Genomic DNA, 13,184 nt, shown 5'->3' with positions numbered 1-13,184 from the left:
CAAGTATGAGCATTACCTAAGAAACCCCTACCTCTAAGGTAGTGGGTAGTTCATACCATAGCATTCACGTTTTCTATCAGATTGATTTTATGAGTGATTTTATGAGTGATTTTATGAGTGGCTTTGAGGCTTTTATAGGCTGTGTCTGAACATCGTTAGACTTGGTCGCGTTGCGATTTTCGATGGCATCGTAATATTTCGGGGCTTACTTTGGGGTGCTAAAGACCTAATCTTTGCTTTCTATCGTGACGGTTTTGGCGGCTATGTTTACTCCAATTAAGAAGTTTGATTGTATGAGAGTGGTAAGACTGATTAAGAACGAAAAAGGGTCAGAACTGGTCTGACCCTTTTAAACACGACAAGTTTAGCTTACTGATGATTCAGCAGATAAGCTATTCAGCTTTTAAACTATTCAGTGGCTGACAAAAAATCGGGAAATTCGGCTGCTTGTTTCTCAAGCTTTTTCAGTTTCTTTTTACCGAGGCCGCCGAGCACATCAACCGCATGACGCAAGCGTGTCAGGGTCATATCAGCGCCGATAATTGCCATCGAGTTCATCACTGGCGTCGATGAGGTGCTACCAGCGATAGCGATAAAGAACGGCGCCATGAAGTCGCGCATCTTAATATCAAGATGGGCGGCAAGTCCTTTTAGCGTGGCGTAGATATTTTCTTCTGACCACGTTGGTAGGATTTCTAGCTGCCAAAGCGCGAATTGCAGCGTCTCAATGATCTGTTCTGGCGTCAGTGTCTTATGGGTAAAGCTCTCTGCAGTGATATCGGGTAAGTTTTGGAAGTAAAAGCCACCCCAGTTCACTGCATCAGAAAGTAGCTCGATACGTGGCTGAATCGCTGCGGCAATCGCCGTGAGCTTGTCGCTGTCACTTGCCCAGTCAAGAATCTTGTTTTTGAGCTGTTCAGGCGTGAGACCACGTAGCCATTCGGCATTGAGCCAATTGAGTTTTTCGATATCGAAAATAGGACCACCAAGCGATACACGCTGAATATCGAAACTGGCAATCATTTCTTCTAAGGTAAACTGCTCTGCTTCGTCAGGCATGGAGTAGCCCATACGACCGAGATAATTGAGCAAGGCTTCAGGCAATACGCCTGCATCACGATAGTAGGTGATAGAGGTTGGGTTTTTGCGCTTAGATAGTTTTGATTTATCTGGATTACGCAGCAGTGGCATGTGGCACAGCGTCGGCATTTCCCAACCAAAGTACTCATATAGCAGTTGATGCTTAGGCGCAGAGTTTAGCCATTCTTCGCCACGCATGACATGAGTGATTTCCATCAAGTGATCATCGACGACGTTGGCCAGATGGTAGGTGGGCATACCGTCGGTCTTTAACAGTACTTGCATATCGACCTGTTCCCAAGGAATCTCAACGGTGCCACGCAGCATGTCTTGCACTTGGCAAATGCCTTCGGTGGGCACACGCATACGAATCACGTACGGCTTACCTTCAGCGACCAGTTTATCGGACTCTTCGCGTGATAAATTGGCATAACGGCCATCGTAACGCGGGGTTTCGCCATTGGCCATTTGTGCCGCACGCATGGCATCTAGCTCTGCACTGGTGCAAAAACAACGGAATGCGTGACCACTGTCTAGCAGTTGCTCTGCGTGCTGTTTATAAATATCACTGCGCTCGCTTTGACGATAAGGAGCGTGTGGGCCACCGATATCTGGACCCTCGCTCCAGTCTAGACCGACCCAGCGGAGAGCGTCCAAAATCATTTTTTCGGACTGTTCAGTCGAGCGTGTTTGGTCAGTATCTTCGATACGTAAGATAAACTCGCCGCCATGGGCTTTGGCAAAAGCCAAATTAAACAGCGCGATATAAGCAGTACCGACGTGTGGAAAGCCAGTAGGCGAAGGAGCGATACGTGTACGAATAGGGCGATTGCTGCCCGTGGTCGATGTTTGCATAATTAGGAATCTCAAAAGTGTTGTTATCGGTGATAAGTAATTGTCGGCAAAAAACAAAAACGGCCACAAATTATGTGACTGGAAATATGGCGATGTAAATATCGCGACGTACATATCGCGATGTAAATATCGACGAAAGAATGGCTACCGCTGTCAAAAAATAGCGTAAAATATGGCGCTAGTATAACAGACAGCTGCGATATTTTTAATGAAAACCCTGTGCAGTGCTTGACTAGCAGCGTATCCTTGCGATAATAGCGCTAGGCAAGGCATAACTTGTTTATTTTTATCTGATTTTCACTACCACTGACCAACATGGTCATCATCTACTGAGTCGTTTGTGTCACAATTAAACAATAAGCCAAAAAGTAAGCAAAAAAACACGCTAAATTTGCAAGACGGCCCTTCTGCCACCGTTGGTAACGCGGAGTCACAGCGCTCAACGACTGACTCAGTTTCTGATACTGATAGTACCCCAAGTCAAATTTTGGGTTTCGCTCATGACGCTGTGCTGCTGCAAGAAACCGTGGCTGCGGTGCTGGGTGTTAAGTCGTTACCAGTACAGACCGAGCAAGCGGACCAACATGGCTTGCAGCTCAATGGTACCTATGTCGATGCGACTTTTGGCCGTGGTGGTCATAGCCAGCTCTTATTGAGCCAGCTGGCGGCTGATGCCAAGTTAATCGTGTTTGATAAAGACCCGACCGCCATTGCCGTTGCACGTGAGTTGGCTGCTGCAGACAGCCGTGTGCACGTGGTTCATGAAAGCTTTGCAACCTTGACTGACAGCCTCGATGCTTTAGGTATCACACAGGTTGACGGTTTGATGGCAGACTTGGGTATTTCATCACCACAGATTGATGATGGCAGTCGTGGCTTTAGTTTTATGCGTGATGGCGCGGTGGATATGCGCATGGATACCAGTCGTGGGCAGTCGGTTGCCGAATGGTTGAGCAAAGTGGACGATGAAACCTTGGCCAATGTGCTCTATGAATTCGGTGAAGAGCGCCACAGTCGCCGAATTGCCCGAGCCATCAAGCAAATGGAGAGCTATGAATCCACGCTTGAATTAGCAGAAGTGATTAAAGTGGCCCATCCGAACTGGCAACGAGGCAAGCACCCAGCGACCCAGAGCTTTCAGGCGATGCGGATTTTTATTAATAATGAGCTGGGTGATGTCGATGCCTTTTTAGCACAAAGTATACCGATGCTAAAACCGGGCGGTCAGCTGGCAGTGATTAGCTTTCATTCACTGGAAGATCGACGTATTAAGCAGTTTTTACAACGACATAGTAAAGGTCAACATCCTGAAGACGAGAACCTGCCGATGCCACCCCAGCGTCCGCGCTACTTTGGTAAGCCCAAACGTGTCGGCCCTAGCAAGACAGAGGTGAGTTGTAACCCACGCGCGCGCAGTGCGTGGCTACGTATGGCGACCCGTACCGACGTCGCGTATGTGCCTGCTACTGAGGAATAGGGCTTAAGTAGAATTTTTGCTAGATCATGTATGTGGCTGCTGCTCTATGTCTGAATAATGCTGTACTGTGCTAATGGCTACGTTGCTGTTAAAAACCTGTAAATATTATCTGCTAGGCTCAGCAGCTGATTTTTTGTTTGTGCCATGCTTGCACGTTTGATGGTGCTTTGCTTTTTTGCTGCTAATGGTGGATGGCTGCATTAATCACCAATCACTAACACTGAAGCTATCGGTGAATGTTATATTGAACATCTCCACACTGCTTGAAGGCTTAAAACCATTGCGTTTAAAGCCATTGTTTAAAACTATTATGCTTGAAGCACTTACACCTTAAGTGCTTCAAGCCTTTATATTTGAAGTTTTTTGAGATCGTCATGGCAATATCTGACAAACCTACAGACCGTCGCACTGCTACACCTTATAACACTGGTGCTGGCGAGCGACTCGTGAGCCGTTTTAATGTAATTTACCTCTACGTGGGTTTGCTATTGCTAATAGCCGCTGCAATCGTATGGAGCGGTATCAAGACAGCCGAGGGCGTTCAGCAGTACCATCTGGACTACAAAACCCTGCAAGATATGAAACAACAAGAACGAAATCTACAAATCGAGCACCAACGTTTACTCGTTGAACAGCAAACCTTTAGTGCCACCCCGCAAATTGCCAGCCGTGCAGTGGCTGAGCTTGGTATGTATTCACCGACGTTAAAAGACAAACTGATTATTCAGCCAGGTGCACCCACGGCCTTAGTGCCAGCTGTGTCAGATGATACAGAAGATTCAGATGCTGTAGTCGCAGCCAATGATTTAGATGTAGTGGAGCAAGGTGATGAGTGATAAGAAGCCCAAATCGAGCGGTAAGAACACCAGTAAAAGCTCCAGCAAAAAACCTGCGAGCGGAAAGGTAACCAAACCTTTACGTCGCCCCAGCACATCCAAGTCTGGTAAGGGCGAGAGCAGGTCATCGAATAAGCGCAAAGCCAAGCTGTTTGGTCGCCTAAAAAAGGGTGATAGTAAAGGTGCATATACCAGTGTTAAAAATCGAAAATCTGGCTTTTTGAATAAAGCATCTGGCGCTTCATTTCGTGGAGGATTAGAGCAAGATAAATCCCGGTTTGTCTTGGTTTGGGGCGTGGCGCTTGCTCTTTTTCTCGTATTGATAGGTCGTGCTTACTATATTCAGATAGTCAATGCCCAGTTTTATCAAGATAAAGGTGATGAGCTCATCACGAGCGTGCGTACTCAAAAGTCCTATCGTGGGATGATCACTGACCGCAACGATTTGCCGTTGGCTGTTAGCGCGCCGCTCGCCACAGTGTCTTTCAGCCCGCATGATTATGCTCGTGAGTATTATGAGCTAAACCGTATTATTTTGACCAACCCAGACAGTCCACAATTAATTGAACGCATGCAAACGCGTTTAGATAATATGGATTTGACAAGGCTTGCTGCGGCGGCCAATATCTCTGTCGCTGAGTTAGAAAGAGTCACCGCTATCGATGATAGCCTCGATGTGACTGATGAAGAAGCTGTCAAAGCCGCTCTGCCGTCTGGTGCAGGCTCGCATTATCTGCCATTGTTAAACAAAGTCACCCCTGAAATTGCCCAAAGCGTGAGCGCACTTGATTTCCCTGGCGTCTACGAAAGAAACTTCTTTCAGCGTTATTATCCGCAGCCCCAACCTAATTCGCAATTACTTGGTTTTATGGGGCAAAATGCCAACGATCCTGATGGCGGCTACGAAGGGCGTGCTGGTATCGAACGTCAGTTTGAAAAAGAGTTGGCTGGTGACGATGGCAAGGTCTTGGTGTTAAAAGATGCCAGACAAAACAGCCTAAAAGAAATCAAGCAAGTTGAACCAGAAGTCCCCGGTGAGGATCTGGCGTTGACCATTGACTCGCGCTTACAATACTTGCTCTATAAAGAGCTAGAAAAAGCAGGTCGTCGGCAACAAGCACGCTGGTCAACAGGCATGGTGGTCGATGTACAGACCGGTGAGGTATTGGCATTATCGACATGGCCGTCGTTTAACTCAAACAATCTAAATGAGATGACAGGCGAAAACCAACGAAACAGAGCGCTTCTTGATGTTTTTGAGCCTGGTTCGGTAATGAAGCCATTTACCGTTGCGACTGCTTTGGATTCAGGCAAATATACAGCGACGTCATTAATCGATACCAACCCTGGTTCCATTCGTGTTCGGGGCTATACGATTCGAGATCATAACAATCTGGGTATGATTAATCTCTCCACGTTGTTGCAGAAGTCTAGTAACGTAGCTTCGACCAAGATCGCCTTGTCCTTGCCACCTGATGCCATCACTAATATGCAAAAGCAATTTGGCTTTGGTGCAAAAACTCCGTTGGATTTTCCAGGTGAGGGCAGCGGTCTGGTCGTGACACCGAAAGAAAAAGAAACAGCCCGACGTGCGACGGTCAGTTATGGTTATGGTCTGCAAGTGACACTGGCTCAGGTAGCGCAGGCGTATTCTGCGTTGGCGGCAGGTGGGGTCATGCACCCACTGACACTGAACAGGGATGACGAACCAAAGCCCAGCAAGCGTATCATGGAACATGAGCAAGCAATGGCTATCGTCCAGATGATGGAAAGCGTCACAGAACAAGGCGGTACTGCCAAAGCAGCGGCCATTGATGGCTATCGGGTCGCTGGTAAAACAGGTACATCACGCCGTATTAATCCTGACGGTGGTTATTACACCGATCAGTATCGTAACGTTTTTGCTGGGATGGCACCTGCTTCCAACCCAAGATTGGTGGGTGTGATGCTCATCGAAGATCCGCGCTCTCAGATTTACGCCGGTCTAACAGTTGCACCCGTCTTTCATAATGTCATGAAAGAAGCGCTACGTTTGTACAATGTGCCGTTAGATAAGCCGCTGAAAACCGAAGAACCATAATGATTATAGTCATTGATCGTTCAGCTCGTGAGTAGTCGACTTGCTTTTACCGTCTAGTTTTAACCGTTTAGGATTTGCCATGAATCAGTCTTTATCATCGCCCAACAGTGCTACTGTCACCCTGCAGCAGCTAATGGATGCCAATGATAGCAATAGCCGCCTGCTAAAGCGGCAATTAGCAGCGATGATAGATGCAAGGACTCAGAAAGGTTCGGTCGCGGAGATTCCATTTCAAGAATTTCGCTTGGATAGCCGTCAGGTCGCGTCAGGCGATGTGTTCGTGTTATTAAACAGTCATACACCCAACTATCAAAAAAGCCGTGACTATCTGTTACAGGCTGCCAAAGACGCTGCTTTTATCCTTTCCGAAATTGACCCTGTCACTTTGCTTAGTACCGACTTGCTCAGTACCGATGACGCGTCGCCGAGGGCCGTTAGTGCCTCCGCTGCTCAACAGCAACTCGACGCCTTGTCTTGCCCCGTCTTATACGTCCCTCATATTCGTGACACCTTAGGCAGTCTCATTCAGGCACATCTGCAGTATCAACATCCTGTGACGTTACCAAAGGTCGCGGCAGTGACCGGCACCAATGGTAAAACCACAATCAGTCAATTGGTCGCTCAGCTGACGCAGCTGACTGGCATGAGCAGTGCGGTGATGGGCACAGCGGGCAATGGACGGCTTGGTGCGTTAGTACAGGCGAGCCACACCACAGGTGATGCCTTAGCTGTCCAGCAGTTTTTACATCAAATGGGGACAGAAAATGCGGAGTTATTGGCACTGGAGGCCAGCTCGCACGGTCTGGATCAGCAGCGTTTGCAGGGTATGCCAGTATCTGTAGCAATATATACCAACTTAAGTCGCGATCATTTAGACTACCACGCGGATATGGCAGAGTACGCTGCAGCAAAAGCCAGATTGTTTGATAAGGCCTACTTTCCAGCGTTGACCCATGCCGTGATAAACATTGATGATGAGCACGCTCAGGTCATGTTAGACACGGCTCATGCCAGTGATTTAGTCGTGTGGACTTACAGCTTGGATGCGTCGAAACCTGCTACTTTTGTCGCGGCAGATATTACGCCCAGTTTAGAGGGCGTAAAAATTGGTTTGCGTACCAGTTTTTCTAGTACTGAGGCTGGGGGTGAGCCAGCTGAGGTTGAAGCTTGTGAAAGGCAGCCTGACGGTACGGATTCTGATGTAATGCATATTATCAGTCCACTACTTGGGCGCTTCAATGTCGCCAATTTATTGGCTGCTATAGCGGCAGTGGTGGCCTTGGGAGTGAGTCGTGAGAAAATTGCTGATGCAGTCCCGAAGCTGATAGGTGCCGTTGGGCGTATGCAGCGTGTACCATCTGCGAATGGTTGTTTTATTGTGGATTATGCACATACGCCAGATGCGCTGAGCCAAGTGCTCGCCAGCCTAAAAACCCACTGTGAAGGCAAACTATGGGCGGTGTTTGGTTGCGGTGGTGATCGTGATGCGGGTAAACGCCCACTAATGGCACAAGCAGGACTGGCAGGTGCGGATAAAGTTATCTTAACGGCAGATAATCCACGCACAGAAGACCCCGAGGCTATCCTGCAAGATATGCAGGTTGGGATGAGTGCTGAGCAGTATGCACGCACACACATCGATCCTGAGAGACAGGCAGCGATTGAATATGCGGTCAATCAGGCAGAACCTGATGACATCGTGGTCATCGCTGGTAAAGGTCACGAGACATATCAAGAAATAAATAATGTTCGTTACGATTTTGATGACAGTGTGGTGCTGCAACAAGCATTAGAGCAAGCAGGACGGGTATAGGTCAAAGGCTTGTACTGCCATGACTTCTGTAATTAAGTAGCCATTATCAACTATAAAAAATAAGTAGTCATAATATAAGGTAATCACTATGACAGCCGACACAGACAATACCATCCAGTCGCAAGGGCTTTATGTATGGCAAGTAAACAATCTACTTGCCGCGACGGCCCCAGTTGACGGTCATTGGCAGCTATCAGCAGAGCAGGTAAGCGCAGGACAGACAGAGCTGGTCAACAATGCTGTAACCAGCAATCGTATCGCCACCGATACCCGTACGATAAGCACTGGTGACATATTTTTGGCGTTAAGTGGTGAAAATTTTGATGGTCACGACTATATCAATATCGCAGCCTCGCAGGGAGCGGTTGCGGCTATCGTGTCTCGCCCGATCTCTACGAGCATTCCGCAATTGGTCGTGAGTGACACTCGTCTTGCATTCGGGCAGTTGGCGGCCTACCGTCGTCAGCAGCATCGAGATTTGACCGTGATTGCGATTACTGGTTCTAGTGGCAAGACCACTTGCAAAGAAATGCTAGGCAGTATTTTTGGTCGATTGGCACCAACACTTATTACCCGTGGTAACCTAAACAATGATTTGGGTGTACCCATGATGTTGCTTGAGCTGTCCGATCATCATCGCTATGCCGTACTTGAGTTGGGTGCCAATCATATTGGTGAGATTGCTTACACCACCGAGATTGTCCGTCCTGACGTGGCTTGTATCCTAAACATTGGTACTGCTCACTTGGGTGAGTTTGGTAGTCGTGAAGGTATTTGCCAAACCAAAGCTGAAATTTATCATACCTTGACGGACGCGCAGTTTGCCATCGTTCCAGATAAAGATGACTTCGCCAATCAACTGCGCCGTATCGCTGAGAAGCACACCTCACGTGTGATTGGCTTTGGCAACACAGACGTTACGGCCAGTCACTTAGATGTAGAGCCAGAGCGCAGTGAGTTTGAGTTACACATTGGTAGAGAAGTCCATAGTATCAATTTACCATTGGCTGGTGAACACAATGTCAATAACGCTTTGGCAGCGGCTGCTTGTGCGCATGCGCTTGATATTGAGGTTAGTGACATCGTGGTCGGTCTAGAAAATGCACGCCCCGCAAAAGGTCGTTTAAATAGTCAAATATTGGGTATGCACCGCCTTATCGATGACACTTATAATGCCAATCCGCATTCGGTACGAGCGGCAGCAAAAGTATTGGCTGCGCAAACAGGTACGCAAGTGATGGTATTGGGCGATATTGCGGAGTTGGGCGAAGCCTCAGTCAGTGAGCATCAAGGTTTGGGTCGTACCATTGCGACGACTGGTGTTCATGTCCTGCTGTGTGTTGGTGAATATGCCCCTTATACTGTGGCAGGTGCGCAAGAGATTTCTGATATCAGTGCGCATGCTTTCTCTGATAAAGACAGTTTACTACAATATTTACAGCCATTTTTGCAAGAGCAACAAGCGAAACCTTGTACTGTGTTGTTTAAAGGATCACGTTCCATGAAAATGGAAACACTTATCCATGCGCTAGTCGAGGAGTAGGCGGTGTTAGTTTGGTTATTTAGCTGGCTTGGCCAGTATTACACACCGTTTTCGGCGGTTTCTTCGTTGACGCTTCGAGCGCTACTTGCCGTTGTCACGGCACTGACGTTCAGTATGTTTTTTGGTGGGCGTGTGATTAGGCATTTGCGTGCACTAAAGTATGGTCAGGCCATTCGTAATGACGGTCCGCAGTCGCATTTGGCAAAAACCGGTACACCGACCATGGGTGGGGTGCTGATTTTGAGTGCGATAGGCGTCTCGACTTTACTTTGGGCGCGTCTGGACAATCCTTATGTTTGGATCTTGCTTGTTGTCATGATTGTCTTTGGAGCCGTGGGCTGGGCAGATGACTGGCTGAAGATTAAATATAAAAACCCCAAAGGATTGATCGCCCGCAAAAAGTACTTTTGGTTATCGATGGGCGCGCTGTTCGTTGGGGTGTCGTTATACTATATCGCCACGCTGCAACCCGATATCGCCACCACACGTCATATGCAGGATTTATTGTTACCTGTCTTTAAAAACTGGATTATCCCGTTTTCTGCGATACCCTTTGGGATCGGCTTCATCATCTTTACTTACTTTGTGATTAATGGTGCTTCTAATGCTGTTAATTTAACGGATGGTTTGGATGGTTTGGCTATTTTACCAGTGGTCCTAGTAGCGGCAGGTTTGGGTGCGATGGCTTATGTGTCAGGTGACGTGCGTTTCGCTGATTATTTGCATGTGCCTTATATTCCGTATAACTCCGAAGTCATCATTGTTTGTGGGTCGATGATTGGGGCTGGTCTTGGTTTTCTGTGGTTCAACGCTCATCCAGCACAGGTGTTTATGGGTGATGTGGGTGCACTTGCTTTGGGCGCGATGCTCGGTACGATTGCGGTGATGACTCGTCAAGAGATTGCATTTGCCATCATGGGTGGTTTGTTCGTCGCCGAAGCGTTATCCGTAATGCTACAAGTTGGCTCCTATAAGCTGCGCAAAAAACGTGTCTTTCGTATGGCGCCGTTACACCATCATTTTGAAGAAATTGGTTGGAAAGAAACGCAAGTGGTGGCACGGTTTTGGATCATTGCCATTATCCTTGTGATCCTTGGTTTGATGACGCTGAAACTACGTTAAGTTGTAAACTCTATCGCAGTCGTATGACTCTTATATGTATGAATAAAAAAGCCACCTCACATTCGTAGAGATGGCTTTTTTGGGTTTGATTTATGGCGACTGATTTTCGTTTTTATCGGTCTTTTATCACTGTTTGCCACTGTTTATCACTGAGCAACCCTGAACTTTGCTAAAATATCAGCCATATTTGCATGATTTTGAGAAACCAGTGTCCTTATTTACTTGCCCCCTTTGTCAATCTCCTCTTCTGCCGGCAGCCGATACATGGCGTTGTGATGGTAGTTTAAACCCAAAGCGAATCAATCATCCATTTGATGTGGCTCGCCAAGGTTATGTCAATCTGCTGCCAGTACAGCAAAAAAAGTCCAAAGCGCCTGGTGATAGTCAGGCATCTATCGATGCTCGCAAGCGGTTCTTGAATGCAGGCTATTATCAGCCTTTACGAGATTTAATTAAGCAGCAAATGATGCAACTGTTGGTAAAAAACAGGCAGATAGTGGCGCCAATATCTGAGCAAAAAAGATTGACCGTTAACTGGCTAGATATCGGTTGTGGTGAGGGCTATTACACCCAAGGAATGGCGGAGATAGGCGCTAGTGATGATTCTGGTGTGATAGATACGCTTATAGCTGCGGACATTAGCAAGCCTGCAGTATCTGCGCTCGCGAAGGTCAGCAAAGCAGCAGAACAGCTGTGGTATCAGCATCACAAAGACGACACTACTCAAAAGACAATCGTCTATCCACTGGTGACGAGTGCGGCTCACCTGCCATTACGCGCCCATAGCATGACAGGTGTTAGCAGTATTTTTAGTCCAATATTGCCGGAAGCGTTCGCTAACGTATTGATGGATGATGGTTATCTTCTCATTGCCAAGCCTGACGTCGAACACCTTGCGACGATGCGTGCAGCCTTATTTGATAGTGTCAGAGAGCATGATTCGGATAAGTTTTTACAAGAATTAGCGCCTCACTTCACCCTGATTGACTCTCATACTGTCAGTACAGATCTGACATTACCCGCGATAGATTTGGCTGATTTGATGACCATGACGCCCTATGCGTATCGTGCTCGAGCAGAGAAGCGCCAAGCATTATTGGTCCGTAGTGAAGAAGCACCTTTTCAGACACAAGCCAAATTTGTGGTCTATGTCCTACAGAAAACCGTCGATAAATAGCGCGTTGTTTAGTACTCTCCTAATAACCAGCCACTCACAAAGGCAAAATACTCACGGAACCATGCATTGTAGCGAATGGATAAAGGGGTAGAGCTAGCGACAGGAATGGGCTGCTGATAACCTTGATGTCTCGCAATACTGGCGGCACGAATGGTATGAAAATCACTGGTGACGATCGCGATAGGACGGGTTATAGAAAGTCCTTTTGCCTCTATTATTTCTTGGCTATGGGCTAGGTTTTCCTCTGTACTGGTACTCTTGCCTTCTTGCAAAACGCGCTCAAATTGGATGTCATGCGTCTCGTGCAAGTACGTTGCCATGATATCAGCCTCGCTGCGTGTGCGCTGAAAACCAACGCCACCACTGGTAATGACCAATGCATCTGGCTGTGATTTAATAAGTGGGACGGCAGTATCTAAGCGACTGGCGAGTGTCGGGGTGGGTTTGCCTGCAACTGTGCCTGAGCCTAGCACAATGATGGCTGCGACCGTGGGTGCAGGCTGTTGGCTGTTCTTAATTTGCTGTTGTAAAGCGTAGACAAATACGACAAAGCTGATGAGCCAAAGCACAAATATGGCCCATAATGCATACCAGAGGCGATTTAGCCAAAGATGTTGGCTAGAAAACTGACGAATGGCATGCCAAAATATTCCATGAGCAATAAAGATAATGCCCACTAAAAAAGGCACGACTGAACCAAAATTAATCTTACCTACCGCCATTAAAATGATGCAGTCAATGACAACAATGAGCCCAACAGCAGTTAAAATAACACGAGTAGTAGTAAGCAAGGCTTTTAACATAGATAAGAGGTGCTTGTGCAGGTAAAGACTATATTAGAGGACAGGGAGTGGTTTTAAGAGTAGAGACAACGAGCGCTACATTCAACCTTTTTTTATAAGAATAGTGTGCTTATGGTTGCTGAGTACACCGAGTTTGATAAATAAGACTTACAGCTACTTTGTCTATTCACTAGCAGGAAATTTGCTATGTATGAGAGAGGAGTCAGGAATGTTTCGGTCAGCAGTAGTAATACATATAGACGGAAAGTCTTGCTATTAAATAGTTAAAGAGAATAGGAGTGTTGAGGACAAGCTAGGAAAATAGGATAGTTTTGAGGACGGGTATAAGATTGGCGGTGAAGGAGGAAGTCTAACTATATATTTAAGTAATTGATTTAATTAAAATTATTCTATTGTTC

The 13,184-nt window shown here is 47.0% G+C and carries 9 protein-coding genes; 7 read left to right on the top strand and 2 right to left on the bottom strand.

What is annotated here, in order from left to right; genetic code table 11:
* Window positions 1-408: 408 nt before the first annotated feature.
* Window positions 409-1,938, bottom strand: a complete 1,530-nt coding sequence (gltX, locus tag L0J61_RS04125; protein ID WP_301465054.1) for a glutamate--tRNA ligase — start codon at window positions 1,936-1,938, stop codon at window positions 409-411.
* 481 nt (window positions 1,939-2,419) lie between these two features.
* On the opposite strand from gltX, the gene rsmH reads away from it, so the two are divergent.
* The 7 genes from rsmH to L0J61_RS04090 all read left to right on the top strand — a co-directional run bounded on the left by rsmH (window position 2,420) and on the right by L0J61_RS04090 (window position 11,983).
* Complete coding sequence (gene rsmH / locus L0J61_RS04120; protein WP_301465053.1) at window positions 2,420-3,412, top strand: 16S rRNA (cytosine(1402)-N(4))-methyltransferase RsmH; 993 nt, start codon at window positions 2,420-2,422, stop codon at window positions 3,410-3,412.
* A gap of 374 nt (window positions 3,413-3,786) precedes the next feature.
* A complete protein-coding gene (locus tag L0J61_RS04115) occupies window positions 3,787-4,248 on the top strand; it encodes a cell division protein FtsL (RefSeq protein ID WP_301465052.1) in 462 nt (153 codons plus the stop codon).
* The gene (locus L0J61_RS04110; protein WP_301465051.1) at window positions 4,241-6,328 is read left to right on the top strand and encodes a penicillin-binding protein 2; all 2,088 of its coding nucleotides are present in this window, start codon (window positions 4,241-4,243) and stop codon (window positions 6,326-6,328) included. The genes L0J61_RS04115 and L0J61_RS04110 overlap by 8 nt, the downstream gene beginning before the upstream one ends.
* 79 nt (window positions 6,329-6,407) lie before the next feature.
* Window positions 6,408-8,141, top strand: coding sequence for a UDP-N-acetylmuramoyl-L-alanyl-D-glutamate--2,6-diaminopimelate ligase (locus tag L0J61_RS04105; RefSeq protein WP_301465050.1), 1,734 nt, complete (start codon window positions 6,408-6,410; stop codon window positions 8,139-8,141).
* 88 nt (window positions 8,142-8,229) lie between these two features.
* Window positions 8,230-9,684, top strand: a complete 1,455-nt coding sequence (gene murF, locus L0J61_RS04100) for a UDP-N-acetylmuramoyl-tripeptide--D-alanyl-D-alanine ligase (protein WP_301465049.1) — start codon at window positions 8,230-8,232, stop codon at window positions 9,682-9,684.
* A 3-nt stretch (window positions 9,685-9,687) separates the two neighbouring features.
* Window positions 9,688-10,806, top strand: a complete 1,119-nt coding sequence (mraY, locus tag L0J61_RS04095) for a phospho-N-acetylmuramoyl-pentapeptide-transferase (RefSeq protein ID WP_301465048.1) — start codon at window positions 9,688-9,690, stop codon at window positions 10,804-10,806.
* A 208-nt stretch (window positions 10,807-11,014) separates the two neighbouring features.
* Window positions 11,015-11,983 (top strand): putative RNA methyltransferase, encoded by a 969-nt coding sequence (locus L0J61_RS04090; protein WP_301465047.1) that lies wholly within the window; start codon window positions 11,015-11,017, stop codon window positions 11,981-11,983.
* A gap of 8 nt (window positions 11,984-11,991) precedes the next feature.
* On the opposite strand, the gene L0J61_RS04085 is transcribed toward L0J61_RS04090, so the two are convergent.
* The gene (locus tag L0J61_RS04085) at window positions 11,992-12,786 is read right to left on the bottom strand and encodes a YdcF family protein (protein ID WP_301465046.1); all 795 of its coding nucleotides are present in this window, start codon (window positions 12,784-12,786) and stop codon (window positions 11,992-11,994) included.
* Between the last annotated feature and the right edge of the window lie 398 nt (window positions 12,787-13,184).

The organism is Psychrobacter sp., from assembly GCF_030457785.1.
GTDB lineage: Bacteria > Pseudomonadota > Gammaproteobacteria > Pseudomonadales > Moraxellaceae > Psychrobacter.
Note: the sequence above shows the minus strand (reverse complement) of the source record. Positions and strands in the feature narration are given on the sequence as shown.